Genomic DNA, 19,587 nt, shown 5'->3' on the forward strand with positions numbered 1-19,587 from the left:
ATAACATAATAGAGTCGACAATATTAATATGTATCACATTGTTATTAATACCACATTGGACTGCAATTTAAGATGTTGGTATTGTTATGAAAGTAAATTCAAAGGTAGTCAGATAAAGGTTGATATCTTGGAGGCAATCAAGAAGAACATAGAACTTCATTACCACAAAGAAGCATATGAGATTCTAAAACTTTCTTTCTTTGGCGGGGAACCTTTTATGAATTTTAAAGCAATTAAGCAGGTTTTGTCTTTTGCACAAGAATTTTGCTTGGCGAACCGTATAAAATTGACTGCCGATTTCACGACAAACGCCACTTTAATAAATAAAAATATAGTAGACTACCTTAAGAATTTTAATTGTATGTTCCAAATAACGCTTGACGGGAATTGTGAACAGCATAACAAAGTAAAGGTGTTAAAGGGAATTGACACATTTCAACTTGCAATAGACAATATTCATCAGATAGAAAATAATATTCCTGAATCTAAAATTTGGGTTCGTATAAACTATGATGCTGATACACTAAAGAACATAGACAGCATCTTTGCGAAATTGAATGATCTCAATCGCAAAAAAGTTTATATAATGCTAAGAAAAATTTGGCAAGTTCCCTCCTGTGATATATGTTCTGAAGACCTGTTGTCAGTTATACAAAAGGGTATAGACTTGGGATTTATCTTGGATTGTTACCCTTTAAATCCAAGAAGAATGTGTTTTGCAGAGTACAAAAATCAGGTATTAATCAACTTTGATGGAAAAGTTTTCAAGTGTTCAACAATATCCGCTTTTGATGATGCACATTCTTTAGGCAAGTTAAATACGGTTGACGGTTCTATAGAATGGGAGAACAAAAAAATTCAAAGCTATGATGAGACATTATCTTCTAAGAGGTGTGAAAACTGTCCTCTATTTGGAACTTGTTATGGAGCATGCACCCAAAAGTTATTAAAAAACAGAAATGATAATTTTTGCATTTTGGATGGATTAGGGCTTAGCATAGAGCAATTTTTAATGTATAACTTCAAATTGAGTCTATTACACAAAAAGATTTTTGGTTAGCTATGAGGATCTGGTTGTTATTACTGTTTGTTTTCATAAAAACAGATATTTCTGCTCAGAGCATTAAAGGTAAAATCGTTGATGAAGAGCAGGGAGCTTTGGCATTTGCCAACATTATGCTGCTAAACCCAGCTGACTCCACTTTCGTGAGGGGGACGGTGTCGAGAGAGGACGGAACTTTCACCATTGAAACAAACAACTCTGAAGGGCTGCTCAAAGTGTCGAGCGTAGGATTTATAACAAAATATGTCAAGGCACATCAGGGAAACATAGGCGACATACAGATGCAGTCTGACTCGCAGATGCTGGGAGAAGTGACGGTAAAAGGCGAGCGACCTCACTTCCAGACTAAGGACGGCTCAATAATTGCGAATGTGGAGGGTACAGTTCTGGGCAAAATCGGTACTGCCGAGGACGTGCTTGCTCATATTCCTGGCATCACGAAGAAACAGGGCGGTATTGAAGTATTCGGCAAAGGTACTCCCATCATCTACATCAATGGAAAGAAACTACAGGACTTGTCGGAACTTGACAGGCTAAACTCTACAGACATCAAGAACGTGGAACTGGTAACTGAACCAGGTGCAGCCTACGATGTCACCATTAATGCGGTGATTAAAATTAAGACCATCAAGAAACTTGGCGACGGTCTGGGCGTAGCCTATCGCCAAGTGTATAGCCAAGCCCACCAAAACGGTTTACAGGAACAGATTGACATCAACTACCGACATTACAACTTTGACCTGTTCGGCTCATTATATTATGGATTGTCTCATGGCCGCCAAGAGCAGTGGAACGACCAAACGGTGAACGGAGAACATACACTTGAACTCATTGAAGACCTTATCATCAAATCACGAAACGAGGACTTCAAGGGTACTCTCGGCTTCAATTACGACATCAACGAGCAACATTCCTTTGGAGCAACCTTCACCAGCAACACACCCACTTACAGCAAGGCTGGTTGGGTAACCAGTATGGACGTGTTAAGGGACGGAGCCAAGGCTGACAGGCTATTAAACATTTTCAGCTACACTGGAAGAAAGCGTCCGACCAACGACATCACTGCATACTATAAAGGAAAAATCGGCAAGGTTGACATAGACTGGAACGGCGAGGCATATTACAGAAAGAACGGTAACACACAAAACTCACAAGAGACTGGAGAAACGCCAGACAGCGAACGAGCCTTGACCACACACTATGCAGCCGACAGCAGGCTATATGCATCCAAGTTAGTTTTGAGCGTACCTGTTTGGAAAGGCAACTTGCAGATTGGCAGCGAATACACGGACATCGACCGCAAGAATATCTACCAGATAGATGCCTATGGCAATAATCTCCCGACAAGTTCGGATGATAAAATCAAAGAAAGCAATATCGCAGCCTTCGCTTCCTATACATTCACGATGAACAAACTACATGTGGTTGGTGGTCTACGTTATGAACATGTTGTGTCAGACTATTACGACCACGATGCATATGTGGCGGAACAAAGCAAGACCTACGACAACCTATTTCCTCATCTTTCAGTCTCGTTTCCCATTAAAAACGCATCGGCAAATCTGAGTTACAACATCAAAGCACGCCGTCCGTCATATAGCATTTTGAGCAGCAACACCCAATATAACAATCGTTACACTTATCAAAGCGGCAATCCCCTTGTGCAGCCCTCATATCTCCACACAATTGCTGCAAATGTATCCTACCGATGGCTGCGCTTCTACTTCAATTGGCGGTACACAAAGGATGCTTTCTACCAGTGTGTCGAACCATACGAGAAGGACAACGAGATAACACTTTTCACATTTCGTAACCTCTCGCACTATCAGACCATTTCCTCGGGCATTACGCTGTCGCCGAAGTTTGGCTGCTGGCACCCAATGCTTGACCTAAGCATGATGCGTCAAAATTTCTCTGCGGGGGACCGTGATTACAACAAACCTCTGTTTTTTCTGAAGTTCAACAACTCCATCCAGTTGCCCCACGACTTCATCATCAATATTGACATGGATTATATGTCAAAAGGCCATTCTACCAATATAGAATGGGCAGAGACAGGTGGAGTAAACATTGGTATTTACAAAGGTTTCTTCAATGACAAGTTTTCTCTAAATGTACAAGGGCGGGATTTGTTTGCCTCCTATCGCGGCTCCAACTGGATGCGCTATGGCAACAGAGACATTTACAAGTGGAACTATGCTGATACGCGGAAACTTGTGCTCACCCTCCGCTACAAGTTCAATACTACCCGAAGCAAGTACAGGGGAGTGGGTGCAGGTATTGATGAAAAGAAGCGATTATAATGAAAAGATTTCCATTCTTCAGACAATCGGATGCAATGATGTGCGGTATCACCTGTCTTCAGATGATATGCAAATACTATGGTAAGAGGTATAATCAAAATTTTTTATCTGGTATATGTTGCGCGTCTAAAGAAGGGGTATCCCTTCTTGGCATCAGAGACGCAGCCGTTAAAATTGGATTATATACTATTAGTGGTCGTTTAACTATAGATGAACTATCCTCAGCAACATTACCGTGTATTCTTCACTGGAACCAGAATCACTTTGTTGTTTTATATAAGGTGAAGAAAAGACAAAAGTTCTATATAGCCGACCCAGGAAAAGGACTGATAACTTACACTATGGATGAGTTCAAACAGCATTGGATAGGAACGGGTCGAGACAACGAGGGTAAAGGAATCGCCATGTTTCTTGAACCAACTCAGGCTTTTTACGATAATACCAACGAACATGAAACACGAACAGAAAAGCCGTTCAAGTTCTTATTCGGCTATATCAAGCAATACCGTAAGTATTTCTTCCAGATAATACTTGGCTTGCTTGTTGGAAGCCTTCTACAACTTGCATTGCCATTCCTTACCCAGAACATCGTCGATATTGGCATTAAGAACAAAGATATAAGTTTCATCTGGCTAATATTGATAGGGCAACTTGTCATCACACTCAGCCGGACATCGGTTGATTTTATCCGTAGGTGGCTCTTGCTGCATATCTCCATGCGCATCAATATCTCACTGGTAAGCGACTTCTTCATTAAGTTGCTTCAACTTCCCATGTCGTTCTTCGACACAAAGCTGATGGGTGACTTGATGCAGCGTATCGGTGATCATTCACGGGTTAACTCATTCCTGACACAGCAGACGTTAAATGTGGTTTTTTCCCTTATCAGTTTTGCTGTGTTCGGTTGTGTGCTGTTGGTCTATAACAGGCTCATCTTCTTAATATTTCTTATTGGAAGTATTCTGTATGGTGGATGGATGGCACTGTTTTTGCGCCGTCGTAAGGTTATTGACTATGAGTTGTTTGAGCAACAAGCTATCAATAACAATAAGACATACCAGTTTCTCACTTCCATGCAAGAAATAAAGTTGCAAGACTGCGAACAGCGCAGACGATGGGAATGGGAGGATGTACAGGCAGACTTGTTCCACATTCAGATGAAGAGTCTGAAACTCCAACAAGCGCAGGAGGCAGGAAGCATTTTTATTAATGAATTGAAGAATATCATCATAACTGTCGTTTCGGCTACTGCAGTCATTAATGGAAGCCTTACACTTGGTATGATGCTGGCCGTGCAGTATATAATAGGTCAGTTGAACAGCCCCATAGAGCAACTTATGCATTTCATATACTCCATACAGGATGTAAAGATAAGCCTTGAGCGCATCAATGAGATTCACAAAAAGGACAATGAAGAAGATTACAATCGTTCAAGAGCAGAGTTTGACAATGAAAGTCATGATATAGAATTGAGCAATATTGACTTCAAATATGATCCTCATGCCCTGTCGAAGACCATTGAGGGCGTGAACATACATATCCCAGAGGGGAAAATCACAGCCATCGTGGGGGCATCAGGAAGTGGCAAGACCACACTGATAAAACTCATGCTGGGGTATTACCCGGTAATGAATGGTGAAATAATGATTGCTGGGCACAACATTTCCGAATATAACTTGAAATGGTGGCGACGGCAATGTGGTGTTGTCATGCAAGATGGTGTCATATTCTCTGAATCTATTGCAAGGAATATTGCGGTTGATGATGGCGAGATAGATGAGGAAAGACTTGAAATGGCTGCCGAAATCGCTAATGTCAAAGACTTTGTTATGGCTCTCCCGTTGAAGTTCAATACAAACATTGGAAGGGACGGAATGGGATTAAGCCAAGGTCAGAAGCAGCGTATCTTGATTGCTCGCGCAGTGTATAAGAATCCGAAGTTCATCTTCCTTGATGAAGCGACAAATTCTTTGGATGCAAGCAATGAACGTGCCATCGTTGAGAATCTGGATAAGTTCTATATAGATAAGACAGTCATAGTAGTAGCGCATCGTCTGAGTACAGTAAAGAATGCTGACCAGATCATCGTCTTGGATAAGGGCAAGGTGGTTGAGACTGGAAATCACAAGTCCCTGACAGCAAAGAGAGGAACGTATTATAATCTTGTTAAAAACCAGTTGGAATTAGGAAATTAAACAATAGGAATATGGCTAAAGATTTTGAGAAGAAAGATATCCGAAGCGATAAAGTTCGCAACATCATGATGGAGAAACCACCAGTATTAATTCGATATGGTATGGCAATAATAGCAACTTTATTAGTTGCTGTGGCTTTTGTTGCTTTCTACATTATAAGGTGAACAAAATTGATATGTAAAATATAACAGACTCCGGAACTCTGTAAAACAGACTAGACTGGATAAAAAACAAATATTATATGACTGTATATAATGAAGAAAAGGCGTTATATTCCGATACATCTAATATATATATAGCTCGATACGATCATAAAATGATAGGATCTATAAGAGTTTTCAAATGGGATAGAAAAAAAGAACTTCCAATAGAAAGGATGTATGGTATAAATCCTTTAGAGGCAATATCTCATGAAAAATATGCGGAATATTGGCATATAGGAAGATTTGCAATTGATTCATCTATTGGTATTTCTCCTGTTCATTTATTTAAGCAACTCATGATTTATGCTGTAACGCCTATAATGAAAAGCGAATATGGATATATGGTGGCGGAAGTTGATGCTAAATTGTTGAAAGTTGTCAATGCATTAGGTATTCATTCTATTAATTTGGGGGAATCAATATACTATCTATCCTCAGAGACTATCCCAATATATGCAAGCCAGAAAGGGATAACTCCCTTTTATCAACATTATCTAGGATTGTGTAATTCTGCATGATTACCCAAAAGGGTAATTGTTGAGCATAACAATTGCTAATTACCCTATTGGGTAGTGGAAATAATAAAAACATTAAGTATTTTTGCAAACGAAAAAGTAAATACATAATATTAAATGGAATACATGATTTCAATAATACAATATGTATTATCCGCTTACAAAATAAGTGGAAAAAGAAATGACATCTATAATATAATTTAATAAGTACTGCTAATCATCTTTAATGTATCAATTGGGTACCCTCATTATTTAATAACATGAGAGTACCCAACATAAAAAAACAATACATAAATGAAGAATTATATATTATTAACTCTGATTATGCTTGTGAAGGTGGGACTTGTTTCAAAGCTCTCAGCTCAAAGTACAACCCCTATAGAATCATCTATATTAGAAGTTAGATACATAGTTACGCATAAAAGTGATAAAGATATGTTTGTCCTTCGTTGCGGAAAGAACGTAAGCCAGTATTTCAGCGTTGGCAAATTACGGGATGATTCGCTCCGTGCATCACCAGACCCGACAGTCAGCCAGATACCATTGAACGAGATGATGGAAGAGGCCATGCACCGCGATGACCCCAGCAAACGGCGTCCAAGTTCGCCCTGTCATAGTGACTACTTGTATTGGAATCTATCGGTAGGCAAGGTGTCGGTTTATACCAGTGTATTTGGTAGCAAATATGTTATTGAGGAAGAAACGCCAACGATGGATTGGGAAATCTACGAGGATTCTGTGCGGACTATTATCGGCTATGAGTGCCACAAGGCCGTTACGAAGTTTCGTGGCAGAGAGTGGGCTGTATGGTATGCTGATGGAATCCCAGTGAGCCTTGGGCCGTGGAAACTGAACGGACTGCCAGGAATCATATTGCAGGCAGAATGTGATGGCTACATGAAGATAAATGCTTGTGGCATCATAACCAGCGACCTTTCGCCCGTCACGTTCTACAACTTTGCGGAATATAAATTTCAGCCTGTAGAGCGCAAGAAGTTGCTGAAGATGAAAATGAATCCCAACTTCTATCCTGCAAATACGAAGATAACCCCAACGATGGAACTGGAATGAAGCGACACCTTATCATTATATTATGCTGTCTCTTTCCGTTTTTGGCAATGGCGCAGATGCGGATAATGGGAACGGTCACCGACAAAAACGGTGATCCGTTGACGGGTGCCATCATCCAAGTGCGCAGCAATAGCACGAATAAGATGATACGCTTTGGCAAGACCGATAGCAAAGGCTCGTTCTCCATTGAAGCAAATGCCGATAGTTATCTGGAAGTCTCGATGCTTGGATTCAAGAAACAGCGCATTGATAATCTGTCAAACGAGAAACCGTTGAGAATAGTGATGCAGGAGGAAAGCGTAACATTGAAGGAGGTGACCGTCAAGGCAAGTAAGGTACGTGAGCATGGCGACACGCTGACATACAACGTGGCGACCTTTGCCGACCAGAACGACTGCAACATCGGCGATGTGCTTTCCCGCATCCCTGGTTTCGAGGTGAACAAGCAGAACGGACAGATCAAGTATGAGGGTAAGCCCATCAGTAAGTTCTATATTGAGGGACTGGATATGTTAGGAGATAAGTACGGCATAGCCACCAACTCACTGCCACAGGTGGATGTGGGCTCCGTGCAGGTGATGAGAAACCATCAATCCATCCGTGTGCTGGAGGACTTCACCTATACCGACGAGGCGGCAGTGAATATCCGTATGAAGGAGGGAGCCAAGAGCCATTGGGTGACGTCGTTCAACGGAGGGGCAGGCATCAGCAGCCATACAGGGTTATGGAAATTCGAGGGCTTTGGTCTGCGGTTGAAGTCAGATTTCCAGACCATGCTCACCTACAAGACCAACAACACGGGGCAGGACATCAGCAAGGAAACAACGAGTCTATTCAACTTCGACGATTTGGAAAGTCAAGGCGACTATATCCAACTGTCACCGCCTACGACACCCAACCTTGCCGAAAGCCGCACCATGTTCAACCGCAGCCATGCCGTCACGCTCAACACACTGAAACGGTTTAATGAGTCGTCGCAGATGAACGTACAGATAATCTATAACAACAACCGCGAAACGGCAGAGGGTGAAAGGCGCACGGAGTATTTCCTGCCAGACGGTAACCGCATCATCGACAATCGCAAGGACTATCTGCAAAAGGTCAACGAACTATATGCACTGGTGAAGTATGAGCGCAACAGCACCAACCAATATCTGAAGAACTCGCTTTCGGAAGATTTCACATGGAGCCGCCAGTGGCTTAATGAGTCGGGGTCATCCAACCATAATCAGTTTGCCCGCAAGCCCGAATACGATATCAAGGACAATCTGTATATCATCCGCAAGTACGGCAACCGCCTTGTTTCGTTCTATTCCAATAACCGCATCATCAGCCGTCCGCAGTCATTGTCCGTAGATTCACTTTATCAGTACATTAGCAGTCAGCGATACAGCACCGACACCTATGCTATGGGTGGTATCAAACTCGGACGATTCAGCCTCTCACTCAAAGCGGGTGTGAATGCAGCCTTGCATCGTCTGGAGTCTGATCTGACAGGACTTCCCGACACCATCGGACAGTTGGCAGATAACAGCCGTTTCTCTTTTGCCCGCATCTATATGCAGCCGAATATAACCTACAAGACGCGCGACATTAATGTGGAACTCAGCCCTACAACGGAATACCTTTACGAGAAATACAGCCACGACAACGGTCATCACCAAATGCTCTTCATGCCAGACCTCAGCATCCGATGGTATGTCACGCCCCGTCTGCGTCTTTCGTTGGGTGGTTCTGCGTCCGTGGAGCCTTTGGATGCTAGTCGTTTCTACCGTTCACTGGTATTGCAGGACTTCCAGTATATCAACCGAGGATATGCGGGCTATCGGCATAGCCATACGCAGGCAATCCGTGGCGGCATCAACTATAACGATGCACTGAAGGCCCTGCACACCATTTTGACCGTATCGCGTACTTTCAGCACCTCGCCCTACACACCGACACGCCAGTTCGTGGGCGATTACATCATCCTCTCTGCTGTAGAGCAGGAAAGCAAGTCTGACTCTTGGCAAGCCAACCTGATAGCCAGCAAGGGCATCAACCTCTGGAATGGCGTTGTCAATCTCCGTGCCTTGTATCTTAACAGCGATGCCTCGATGCTTCAAAACGGAATAATGACCGACTACAACAGTCAGATGCTCAACGTCCGCGCAGGTCTCGACTTCTCTTTTTGGAAGGATATGCATCTGCGCTATGGCCTCACGTTCAATCAGAGCCGTATGCAAATCCAGTCGATGGATTATTCGCTGAAAACTGACGGCTGGAAGCAAGACCTCTCCATCATCATTCCTGTAAGCCCGTTCACTATCGACCTCCGAGGCGAGTATTACCGCAACGAGATTACCAGCGGAAATTACAAAGACTTCTTTCTGGCTGACATCAAAGCCAGTTACAAGTCAAAGCGTCTTGATCTCACTCTCTCGCTCAACAATCTGCTGAACCGTGACACCTATTCATACGTCATCACCAGCGACCTCACCAGCAGCACCTCCACTAACCGCATTCGTGGACGCGAGTTGTTTTTTTCAGTATATTATAAGTTATAATACTATATGAAAAAGATACACTATATTAAGCAATATGACAGTATGAAATGCGGGATCGCATGCCTACAAATGATATGTGCGTATCATGGAAGGACATTTTGTCAGGATTATCTTTCGAATATTTGTTTTGCAACTACTGAAGGTGTGTCCCTTCTCGGCATCAGAGACGCAGCCGTTAAAATTGGATTATATACTATTAGTGGTCGTTTAACTATAGACGAGCTATCCTCAGCAACGTTACCATGTATCCTGCACTGGAATCAGAACCATTTTGTTATTTTATATAAGGTAAAGAAAGGACAAAAGTTCTATATAGCCGACCCAGGAAAAGGACTGATAACTTACACTATGGATGAGTTCAAACAGCATTGGATTGAAACGGGGCAAGGAGAAGATGAAAAAGGAATTGCCATGTTTCTTGAACCTACACAGGCTTTTTACGATAACACCAACGAACATGAAACACGAACAGAAAAGCCGTTCAAGTTCTTATTCGGCTATATCAAGCAATACCGTAAGTATTTCTTCCAAATAATACTTGGCTTGCTTGTTGGAAGCCTTCTACAACTTGCATTGCCATTCCTTACCCAGAACATTGTCGATATTGGCATTAAGAACAAAGATATAAGTTTCATCTGGCTAATATTGATAGGGCAACTTGTCATCACACTCAGCCGGACATCGGTTGATTTTATCCGTAGGTGGCTCTTGCTGCATATCTCCATGCGCATCAATATCTCACTGGTAAGCGACTTCTTTATTAAGTTGCTTCAACTTCCTATGTCGTTCTTCGACACAAAGCTGATGGGTGACTTGATGCAGCGTATCGGTGATCATTCACGGGTTAACTCATTCCTGACACAGCAGACGTTAAATGTGGCTTTTTCCCTTATCAGTTTTGCTGTGTTCGGTTGTGTGCTGTTGGTCTATAACAGGCTCATCTTCTTAATATTTCTTATTGGAAGTATTCTGTATGGTGGATGGATGGCACTGTTTTTGCGCCGTCGTAAGGTTATTGACTATGAGTTGTTTGAGCAACAAGCTATCAATAACAATAAGACATACAAAATATGCGGAATATTGGCATATTGGACGCTTTGCTATTGCTAAAGATTCGGGAATATCTACATTGACTTTGTTCAAGCGGTTAATGGCATTGGCTGTAAAGCCGATAGTAGAGGACAAGTACAGTTATATGATTGCAGAGATTGACAGCAAACTATTGAAAGTAATGAAGGTCTTGGGATTTGGCACACGCCAAATAGGAAAATCCATAGACTACCTGACATCGGAGACCGTTCCTGTATGTTCCAGTAAAAGAGGTATCAAGGGTTTCTTTTCAAAGTATGGTGAACTTTGCAAGGCTGTATGATTACACTTTTGTGTAATATTTAAGCCAATAAACTTAGAATTACACTTTTGTGTAGTGAAAAGATTTGGAGAAGACAATACATTTGCAACATCGAAAGACAAGAAAAGTTGTCGGCATATCATGATGCCGACTCCAAAATTATAATAAGACAATGCATATAATAAATAAGATAATGTTTATGAAAAAGGAACTTCTCACATTGCTCATGTCTGGCTGCTCCGGTATCCTTGTTGCACAAACTACGGGAACGGTAGTAGATGAAAACAAGCAACCATTACCAGCTGCAACGGTTTCGTTATTTCGTGAAAGCGAAAATAAGATGATTAGTGGAGTGGTAACTGATATAAATGGCGGCTTTGAACTGAATACGCATGAAGGAGAGAACTATAGAATAAGGATATCCTTTGTAGGGTATTCTACGCAGGAAGTTAAATGCCAAAACATTTCTAAACACCTATCGTTGGGTACAATAGTGTTGGAACCGGACAGTAAGATGCTTAATGGTGTAACCGTGACAGCCAATAGCGTAACACAAAAAACTGACCGACAAATTATCATCCCTAATCAGCTTCAGCGAAAAACATCAAGCAATGGTTTAGGTTTGTTGCAGCATCTTCAGCTTTCACGCATCTCAGTAAATACGCTTGACAGTAAGGTAACTACTACTATGGGGGATGCCGTAGAATTGCGTATTAATGGCGTAAAGGCGGAGATACAGGAGGTGAAGGCTCTCCTGCCGGCAGATGTATTGAAAATAGAATATCATGATAATCCTGGTCTAAGATACGGAAATGTAGCTGCCGTAATTGACATTATTTTAAAGGAAAAGAAGAATGGAGGAAGCATCTCCGGAGAGTTGATGAACACTATCAATCCTTTAGGTATAGGAGATTATCAGCTATCGGGTAATTATCATGTAGGTAATTCAAACTTCAAGGCATCTGTAAACTGGAATCGGCGTAATGTAAACTGGTTACGTGAAAACATGGAGGCCTTCAATGCAACGACACCCGGTATCAGCAACTATGAGATAGGGCAAAAGACAAAGGCACGATACGATAACATCAATCTATCCATTGGCTACGATTACATACATAGCGGAAACATATTGAGTGTTACTTTTCGTGATTTATATAACAATACCCCTCATGCGGTATCTGACAGAAACTCCAGGCTTATTCAGGCCAGCAACACATTCGATATCAAGGACCGCACCAAGTCAAGGAGCAACAATCCATCGTTAGATATTTATTATCAGCATGAGTTTACCAAGGATAGGCATCTGTTCTTTGACCTGATAGGAACATATATCTATACTAAAAACGACCGTTTATATCGCCAATCTCAGGGGAATGCTGTGCAGGAAATAACTTCCCATGTCGATGGGAATAAATATTCGGCCATAGCTGAAGTTATTTACGAGCAGAAAATCAAGGATTCGCGGTTGTCATTCGGTCTGCGACATCAGCAGATGTACACAAAAAACGCATATGATGGAAACACATCCTCAAGCGTTAAGATGAATACAGCTGAGAGTTATGCTTTTGGAGAATGGGCTTCAACGTTAGGGAAACTGGATTATACGGTAGGTATTGGTGTAATGAGGACCTATGCCAGCCAAGGAAATGCAAAACAGGTAAAATATATATTTCGCCCGACTATTCAGCTGGGATACCGTTTCAACAATTATCTGTCAATACGCTACAAAGCCTACATGGGAGGGTACGCACCCTCACTTGCCGAATTAAGCGATGTTGAACAGCACATAGACATTTACCAAATACGCCGTGGAAATCCAAATCTACAGGCGGTCAGTTTTTTCTCTAATGAACTATCAATTAGCGTAGGAACAAAGTATATCAGTGCAGAATGGTTTACCCGTTACAGCTATGACAACAAGCCATATATGGAAGAAACAATCTACACGAATGGCCTCTATGTTAGGAGTTATGCCAATCAAAGAGGCTTCCATCGACTGAACTCTCAAATAAATCTAAAAATACGACCTTGGAAGGATTATATATCCATTCAATTAGCCCCATTTGTCAATCGCTATATCAGTAATGGCAATACTTATACGCATGCACATACCAACTGGGGGGTACGCGCCAACTTAATGGGAATGTACAAGAATTGGTACATAGGAGCCAATCTTGAGACAAGTTTTCATAGCCTGTGGGGGGAGACACTTAACAAAAATGAGAAATCACATAGTATAGTCTTTGGGTACAATAGAGAAAAATGGGGTATAGAACTCCAGTTGCAGAACATCTTCAGTTCACGTTATGAAATGTCTGTAGAAAATTTTTCCCACCTTGCTCCTTACAATCAAATGGTATGGTCGAGAAATCTATGTAAAGTTTTCGGCATAGACTTTCATTTCAACCTGAACTTTGGAAAGCATGGCTCTGAGGTGAACCAACGTATTCATAACTCTGATACTGATGCAGGCATTGTGCCAACAACGAAGTAGCAGATAAATATAAATTCACGTACAAGATAAAGAGGATGTCGAAAATCTTTGTTGGTTATAATTTACAACAATCCGTAGCTTGTAGCGTATGATAATGCTTCTGTGATATTTTTTACACCTAACTTGTCAAAAAGGTTGCGTCTATAGAATTTAATTGTATCTACAGACTTGCACATGTGATCGGCTATCTCGTCACGGTTAAATCCTTGTGCCGACAAAACCAATACATCTTTTTCTTCGGAAGTTAGTTCTATTTTCTCTTTTTCTTTCCATTTGTGTGAGAGACGAGAATACTCCCATATACGATCATCGCCAGACATACGGAATTCTATGTGTCCTGCGGAAGTGTGAGGTGATAATGAGACAACACATAACCCTAACCATGTCCTTCCATCTTCCGTCATAACGAGAGGAGTTATCTTATGATTGATTAACGTGGAGTGTTTTCCATTCAGAATATGGAAATCGTATGAGATAATACACTTCCGCCTTTGACTTAGTGGGAACTTATTAAAGAAATTAAATCCAGACTTGTTTATCTCTGCTAACATGCTATGTTCTTCTTTAGGCACATTGCTGATATAAAATAAATAGCCCATTTCCAACAATTCTTCAGGAGTATATCCACATAGGAAAAGTGGATTGTCAGATACATAAAGAAATCCCTTCTTAAAGTAGTCGATTACATAGACACTTTGATAAGTCGAACGCGAAAATGAATCCACGCCTCGAAGTAACACATCCAGATCTCTGTAATTTTCTTCTGTTACAGAATCTACTGAGTTTGCTTCTATAAAGAAATCCTCTACTCTAATATCCATTTGACTATGATTTTGGGTGCAAAGATAAAAAAAAATAATCTATAATATCAAGCGGTATTTACCCAAAAGGGTAATATTTAAAGGAGTTTTAACCTAATTACCCTTTTGGGTAGTGAAAATAATAAAAACACTAAGTATTTTTGCAAACGAAAAAGTAAATACATAATATTAAATGGAATACATGATTTCAATAATACAATATGTATTATCCGCTTACAAAATAAGTGGAAAAAGAAATGACATCTATAAGATTCTCTTTTCAGGCCCTACATTTCATCGTCTGGAGTCTGATCTGACAGGACTTCCCGACACCATCGGACAGTTGGCAGATAACAGCCGTTTCTCTTTTGCCCGCATCTATATGCAGCCGAATATAACCTACAAGACGCGCGACATTAATGTGGAACTCGGCCCTACAACGGAATACCTTTACGAGAAATACAGCCACGACAATGGTCATCACCAAATGCTCTTCATGCCAGACCTCAGCATCCGATGGTATGTCACGCCCCGTCTGCGTTTTTCGTTGGGTGGTTCTGCGTCCGTGGAGCCATTGGATGCCAGTCGTTTCTACCGAACCGTGACACCTATTCATACGTCATCACCAGCGACCTCACCAGCAGCACCTCCACTAACCGCATTCGTGGACGGGAACTGTTATTGACAGCTTATTATAAACTATAAACATCCATATTATGCAGAACAATCTTAGATACATAAATCTCTCTTGGGCAGTGGTGGCCATCTGTGAGGATGGCATCCTGCCACTTTCCACCATCGTCCATGACGCGCAGGACGAGGTGGAAATGGTGGAGCATTACGTCATCGGCTACATGGCCTTCTGGCACATCGCCTTTGTCGACGAGAGCCGCCTCGTGCCCTGCCACGAAGACACACTCCGCACCGATGCCCGACAGAAGATAGACCGCTACATCGCCAGCCATCCCCCCGTCGAGACCTTTCCCCGCTTCTATCTTGTTCTTCTCCGCCAGACTATCGCCCCGATGGAACCCGACGGCATGAGCCGGGTGTATCAAATGTAACAATGGTTAAAACTCAATAGCAAAATGAAAAGACTGATTCTATTGATGCTTATGTTTATACGCAGTACATCGGTGCATCACTCACATATAACTTCAATGCCACAAACTCAAAGTACAAAGGTACGGGCGCAGGTAATGCGGAAAAGAACAGATTATAATACTATAAGTTATAAACGATAATCAGAATAAAAATGAAACATCAGAAACACTACAAACGGTTCTTGTTCCTGCTGGCAATGCTTTTGACAGTGACATTTGCAGTAGCACAGACCGATGAACGAACAAAAAAGCAAAAGGATTATCTTTCGTTCATTCAAGGCCAGACCATTTCCCCCTTCGACTACTTATCACAGAAGATAAAGCAATATAATGTTGTATCGTTGGGCGAAGACCACTGGATAAAAGACCACATGCTATTCCTGGCTGACTACCTCGACTACGTTGCCAACGACACGACTTTTCACATTGATGCGCTTGCTTGGGAAAGCGGCAATAGCATAGACCAGAAGAAGGCCGACACGTTGATGATGTCGAAAACCTTCCGCGAGGATTTGGCGCTACAGATTCTTCGTGATGCCCCTGAAACTTACGGCTGGCCATACAAGGAGGCTCTGGAAGACATCAAGGCTTTGTGGCGTTACAACAGAGCACAAGGCAAGTTCACTCGTCTGCTCCTTCTTGATCCTCCCTACATGTTGCAACTATTAGACGGTGACAAATATGAGTACACGTTAAGCCGTGACCAATCAACAGCCAACAAGATTGCAGGCTATGTTGGCTCCAATCGCAAGGTACTCTACTACGCTGGTTTAAGCCATACGATGCGGCAATTTCATTCTTCTTATAACTCAAAGTCTGGAATGTACAACGTTCAGGCTACGGCGGGAAAGATACTCTCAGTCCTCTATCCCAACAGGGTTTTCACTATCAAACTTTGGGGTGGACTGATGGGTAGTAACGGCTACATCCCGAGTGCTGATGATTTCCGATGGGAACGTTCCAGCGACGGACTAGCAGACGAAGCCTTCCGCTGTAATGGCAACCGCCCTGTGGGTTTCGACATTGCAGGAAGCCCCTTTGCCAACATTCTCATTTCCGACTTTTTCCATTTTCAATATAGCGAACGGATGTTGAGTAAAAGTAACGGCAGTCCATTCCGTGCCAACGAAAGCCTTGGCGACCGTGTTGACGGCATTATTTTCTTTCGTCCTGTCAACGAGTTCTCTATCCCTCATATTGAACCGAAGATGTTCGATGACGTATTTTTGAAGCGCATTGAAAAGAGAACAAAGGGCGAAGTGAAGACGCTTAACGACCTGTATCTCTATATCAAGAAGAATCACCCGATACTGAGTGAGGACTTGGATAGTTTGTCCACCTACTGAAAAATAGCCAGACAAAAGAGCACGACAAGCAAATATTTAGGCAAACCGGATAATATCTCAAGAAACTATGCAGAACAATTTCAAATACATAAATCTCTCTTGGGCTGTGGTGGGCTTCTGTGAGGCTCCCCACCAGCCCCTTTCGTCTTGCATCCCAGGCATCGACAAGGACGAGGCCGCAGCCGTGGAGCTACAATGATGATAACCCAAACAAAAGAACGATGAAAAGACTGATTCTGTTTTCAATGGTTTGCCTGATGACCACAGTAACACAGGCGCAGAACGAGACTACTGCGGAGAACGATTCCGTGGCATGGGACAAGATGCTCAGCCAAATCTCCGTAACAGGACACCGCCACATCGTCAGGATTAAGGGCAACACGCTTGTTGCACAGGTGGCTAATTCAATAAAATGCAAGCTAAATTCTTATGTTTTCATGCAGAAAACCTGAGTATGCGCATTAGAGCTGTCTGAATAATATGCAAGTTATGACGAATATTTTGTCGCAAAAAAAAGAGAAAGCTTTAACTAAAAGCTCCCTCTAAATATTTCTTGGTTAATTCATTCTTAGGATGGTGAAACACCTGCTCGGCAGGACCTGCTTCAATCACTTCGCCTAGATACATGAAGACGACATAGTCTGCTAAGCGAAGGGCTTGTCGAAGAGTATGAGTTACCATAACGATAGAATAATCTTTTTTTAATTCTGTGAAGAGTGACTCTACCTTTTTGCTCGAGATAGGATCGAGAGCACTTGTACTCTCGTCGGCCAGCAGATAGCTAGGTTCTACAGCTAGGCTGCGGGCAAGGCATAGACGTTGCTGTTGACCACCACTCAAACGGTTGGCTGGACTATGCAGGCGATCCTTAACCTCATCCCACAAACCTACCTGCTGTAGATAGTGTTTTACAACAGCATCGAGCTTTTTCCTACCACGGATACCATGAATACGGCAGCCATAGGCTACATTGTCGTAGATACTCATCGGTAGCGGACAAGGACGCTGTGGAACCAATCCGATGTTACGACGCAGCTGAGTAAGTTCACTGCTCGATGCCTTTAATATGTTGTGTTCACCTAGAATAACCTCACCTGATATCTTCATCCCCTCTACACCATCGTTAAGACGATTGAAGGTACGGAGTAGGGTAGACTTACCGCAACCGCTTGGACCTATAATGCAGGTAATTTTGTGCTGAGGTATTTCTACATTTACGTCTTTCAATATCTTTGCACCTTTTACAGATACGTTTAATCCTTTAGTCGAAAGATTAACATTCTGCTCGCGCTTAAACTTTGCGTTTACCACAAAATGTTCGGTCTTGTTCCATCCGAAACTTGGGGCAAGCCCGAATACTTTATTAGTAACTGATGATATTGCTATGTTCATAATTCCTTGTCTAATTATTTGGTTCACGGTTGCAAAGGTAAAGCATAAAAATGATTCTCCAAATACCATTTTATAGGCATTTTGATACCATATGTTAGGTATGTGTTTCTAATGTGTTAGTTAGTATACCTAATGTATGGTATACCATATACCATATTTGGCTTATTGTACAACCCCAATATTTGTCATAATTTTGCACCAGAGTTAAGCCACTGATTATTCTCAATTAAAGAAAGACGATAATATGACGAATTTTATAATAGCCGATAATCAGGAACTTACGCAGGTAGGACTAACTGCTCTTATTAATAAGGTAGAACCCCATAGCAGCGTAATTGTTTCCTATAAGCGAGAACTGATAGAACAGCTTGAAAAAGCTCCCGACAGCGTTATACTGTTAGACTATACGCTCTTCGACTTTACCGATGTAGAGAGTTTGCTTATTCTTTGCGACCGATTCCCTACTTCGCAGTGGTTGTTGATAACCGATGACCTCACAGAGTCGTTCATGCGTAAAGTAATTTGTTCGTCTAAGAATATAGGCATCATCTTTAAAGATAGTCAGATTAGTTATCTCCATGAGGCGATACAAGATGCTGTTCAGAAACGGAGATATATCTGCCACCGTGCTACCGAGATACTTATAGACTCGCAACTTAAGGAGGAACCTGCTACTAACTTGACAAGTACGGAGATAGAAATACTTCGAAGCATCGCTCAAGGTAAAACTACCAAAGAAATTGCTGCAGAGCGATATAGTTCGATACACACGATTAATACGCATCGTAAGAATATCTTCAAAAAGCTCAAAGTAAATACGGCACACGAGGCTGTAAAATATGCTTTCAGAGCAGGACTGGTAGATACAAGCGAATTCTATATTTAGCGAAAATACAAACGCAAAGGTTATTATAAGGTATATGCGGCGGTTCTAAATCATGTGAAATATAAACCAATAAAACAGATAAAAAGTTATGGCAAAGATTATTGTTAACGACGAAGTACAGGAAGTTACTCTTCCTCTTAATCTCTCGGAATTGATTAAACTTAATCGTGTGTTTCAGCCAGAAATGGTTACTGTACAGATTAACGAAGAGTTTGTAGAGCGTGAAGATTATGATGCCACACAACTCAAGGAAGGTGATAAGGTAGACTTCCTTTACTTCATGGGTGGCGGACAGGCATAAATAGAAATCTCGAAAAAA

The 19,587-nt window shown here is 41.8% G+C and carries 16 protein-coding genes and 2 pseudogenes; 16 read left to right on the forward strand and 2 right to left on the reverse strand.

The features are described 5' to 3' along the window. Positions 1-28: 28 nt before the first annotated feature. The 10 genes and pseudogenes from L6469_RS11660 (at position 29) to L6469_RS11705 (ending at position 13,741) form a co-directional block, all read left to right on the forward strand. A complete protein-coding gene (locus tag L6469_RS11660) occupies positions 29-1,060 on the forward strand; it encodes a radical SAM/SPASM domain-containing protein (protein WP_006283787.1) in 1,032 nt (343 codons plus the stop codon). A gap of 2 nt (positions 1,061-1,062) precedes the next feature. Next, a complete protein-coding gene (locus L6469_RS11665) occupies positions 1,063-3,366 on the forward strand; it encodes an outer membrane beta-barrel family protein (RefSeq protein WP_006283788.1) in 2,304 nt (767 codons plus the stop codon). Beyond that, complete coding sequence (locus tag L6469_RS11670; protein ID WP_006283789.1) at positions 3,366-5,561, forward strand: peptidase domain-containing ABC transporter; 2,196 nt, start codon at positions 3,366-3,368, stop codon at positions 5,559-5,561. Before L6469_RS11665 ends, L6469_RS11670 begins: the two co-directional genes overlap by 1 nt. Positions 5,562-5,572: 11 nt before the next feature. Continuing rightward, positions 5,573-5,725 (forward strand): hypothetical protein, encoded by a 153-nt coding sequence (locus tag L6469_RS11675; protein WP_006283790.1) that lies wholly within the window; start codon positions 5,573-5,575, stop codon positions 5,723-5,725. A gap of 77 nt (positions 5,726-5,802) precedes the next feature. After that, positions 5,803-6,282, forward strand: coding sequence for a hypothetical protein (locus tag L6469_RS11680; protein WP_006283791.1), 480 nt, complete (start codon positions 5,803-5,805; stop codon positions 6,280-6,282). Positions 6,283-6,573: 291 nt separating this feature from the next. Further along, positions 6,574-7,350, forward strand: a complete 777-nt coding sequence (locus L6469_RS11685) for a GLPGLI family protein (RefSeq protein ID WP_006283792.1) — start codon at positions 6,574-6,576, stop codon at positions 7,348-7,350. A 47-nt stretch (positions 7,351-7,397) separates the two neighbouring features. Continuing rightward, positions 7,398-9,896: a carboxypeptidase-like regulatory domain-containing protein gene (locus L6469_RS11690; protein ID WP_162091569.1), complete on the forward strand. Its 2,499-nt coding sequence runs from the start codon at positions 7,398-7,400 to the stop codon at positions 9,894-9,896. A gap of 6 nt (positions 9,897-9,902) precedes the next feature. Beyond that, a pseudogene (locus L6469_RS11695) lies at positions 9,903-10,964 on the forward strand (cysteine peptidase family C39 domain-containing protein); the annotation flags it as partial. Next, positions 10,963-11,268 (forward strand): annotated as a pseudogene (locus L6469_RS11700) (hypothetical protein); the annotation flags it as partial. The pseudogenes L6469_RS11695 and L6469_RS11700, both read left to right, overlap by 2 nt. Positions 11,269-11,446: 178 nt before the next feature. After that, a complete protein-coding gene (locus tag L6469_RS11705) occupies positions 11,447-13,741 on the forward strand; it encodes a TonB-dependent receptor (protein WP_006283796.1) in 2,295 nt (764 codons plus the stop codon). 62 nt (positions 13,742-13,803) lie between these two features. Here L6469_RS11705 and L6469_RS11710 read toward each other — a convergent pair whose 3' ends face one another. Further along, on the reverse strand, positions 13,804-14,562 hold the full coding sequence (locus L6469_RS11710) for a response regulator transcription factor (RefSeq protein WP_006283797.1): 759 nt from the start codon (positions 14,560-14,562) through the stop codon (positions 13,804-13,806). Positions 14,563-14,743: 181 nt separating this feature from the next. Between L6469_RS11710 and L6469_RS11715 the strand changes: the two genes are divergently transcribed. The 4 genes from L6469_RS11715 (at position 14,744) to L6469_RS11730 (ending at position 17,442) form a co-directional block, all read left to right on the forward strand. Beyond that, positions 14,744-15,226, forward strand: a complete 483-nt coding sequence (locus L6469_RS11715; RefSeq protein ID WP_143067138.1) for a hypothetical protein — start codon at positions 14,744-14,746, stop codon at positions 15,224-15,226. A 31-nt stretch (positions 15,227-15,257) separates the two neighbouring features. After that, on the forward strand, positions 15,258-15,605 hold the full coding sequence (locus tag L6469_RS11720; protein WP_074802997.1) for a hypothetical protein: 348 nt from the start codon (positions 15,258-15,260) through the stop codon (positions 15,603-15,605). 191 nt (positions 15,606-15,796) lie between these two features. Beyond that, on the forward strand, positions 15,797-16,990 hold the full coding sequence (locus L6469_RS11725) for a hypothetical protein (protein WP_006283800.1): 1,194 nt from the start codon (positions 15,797-15,799) through the stop codon (positions 16,988-16,990). Positions 16,991-17,247: 257 nt separating this feature from the next. Next, positions 17,248-17,442, forward strand: coding sequence for a hypothetical protein (locus tag L6469_RS11730; protein WP_039871293.1), 195 nt, complete (start codon positions 17,248-17,250; stop codon positions 17,440-17,442). Between the two features lie 73 nt (positions 17,443-17,515). On the opposite strand, the gene L6469_RS11735 is transcribed toward L6469_RS11730, so the two are convergent. After that, on the reverse strand, positions 17,516-18,382 hold the full coding sequence (locus tag L6469_RS11735; protein WP_039871295.1) for a phosphate ABC transporter ATP-binding protein: 867 nt from the start codon (positions 18,380-18,382) through the stop codon (positions 17,516-17,518). A gap of 244 nt (positions 18,383-18,626) precedes the next feature. Between L6469_RS11735 and L6469_RS11740 the strand changes: the two genes are divergently transcribed. Then, complete coding sequence (locus tag L6469_RS11740) at positions 18,627-19,268, forward strand: response regulator transcription factor (RefSeq protein ID WP_006283803.1); 642 nt, start codon at positions 18,627-18,629, stop codon at positions 19,266-19,268. Positions 19,269-19,356: 88 nt separating this feature from the next. After that, the gene (gene thiS / locus L6469_RS11745) at positions 19,357-19,569 is read left to right on the forward strand and encodes a sulfur carrier protein ThiS (RefSeq protein ID WP_006283805.1); all 213 of its coding nucleotides are present in this window, start codon (positions 19,357-19,359) and stop codon (positions 19,567-19,569) included. Positions 19,570-19,587: the final 18 nt, after the last annotated feature.

This window comes from Segatella baroniae B14 (assembly GCF_022024235.1).
Lineage (GTDB): Bacteria > Bacteroidota > Bacteroidia > Bacteroidales > Bacteroidaceae > Prevotella > Prevotella bryantii.

Bases quoted from the DNA above. Each gene is read 5' to 3' on its own strand.
- L6469_RS11660 (WP_006283787.1), top strand. From the start codon at position 29: ATGTATCACATTGTTATTAATACCACATTGGACTGCAATTTAAGATGT.
- L6469_RS11665 (WP_006283788.1), top strand. From the start codon at position 1,063: ATGAGGATCTGGTTGTTATTACTGTTTGTTTTCATAAAAACAGATATT.
- L6469_RS11670 (WP_006283789.1), top strand. From the start codon at position 3,366: ATGAAAAGATTTCCATTCTTCAGACAATCGGATGCAATGATGTGCGGT.
- L6469_RS11675 (WP_006283790.1), top strand. From the start codon at position 5,573: ATGGCTAAAGATTTTGAGAAGAAAGATATCCGAAGCGATAAAGTTCGC.
- L6469_RS11680 (WP_006283791.1), top strand. From the start codon at position 5,803: ATGACTGTATATAATGAAGAAAAGGCGTTATATTCCGATACATCTAAT.
- L6469_RS11685 (WP_006283792.1), top strand. From the start codon at position 6,574: ATGAAGAATTATATATTATTAACTCTGATTATGCTTGTGAAGGTGGGA.
- L6469_RS11690 (WP_162091569.1), top strand. From the start codon at position 7,398: ATGGCGCAGATGCGGATAATGGGAACGGTCACCGACAAAAACGGTGAT.
- L6469_RS11705 (WP_006283796.1), top strand. From the start codon at position 11,447: ATGAAAAAGGAACTTCTCACATTGCTCATGTCTGGCTGCTCCGGTATC.
- L6469_RS11710 (WP_006283797.1), bottom strand. From the start codon at position 14,562: ATGGATATTAGAGTAGAGGATTTCTTTATAGAAGCAAACTCAGTAGAT.
- L6469_RS11715 (WP_143067138.1), top strand. From the start codon at position 14,744: ATGATTTCAATAATACAATATGTATTATCCGCTTACAAAATAAGTGGA.
- L6469_RS11720 (WP_074802997.1), top strand. From the start codon at position 15,258: ATGCAGAACAATCTTAGATACATAAATCTCTCTTGGGCAGTGGTGGCC.
- L6469_RS11725 (WP_006283800.1), top strand. From the start codon at position 15,797: ATGAAACATCAGAAACACTACAAACGGTTCTTGTTCCTGCTGGCAATG.
- L6469_RS11730 (WP_039871293.1), top strand. From the start codon at position 17,248: ATGACCACAGTAACACAGGCGCAGAACGAGACTACTGCGGAGAACGAT.
- L6469_RS11735 (WP_039871295.1), bottom strand. From the start codon at position 18,382: ATGAACATAGCAATATCATCAGTTACTAATAAAGTATTCGGGCTTGCC.
- L6469_RS11740 (WP_006283803.1), top strand. From the start codon at position 18,627: ATGACGAATTTTATAATAGCCGATAATCAGGAACTTACGCAGGTAGGA.
- thiS (WP_006283805.1), top strand. From the start codon at position 19,357: ATGGCAAAGATTATTGTTAACGACGAAGTACAGGAAGTTACTCTTCCT.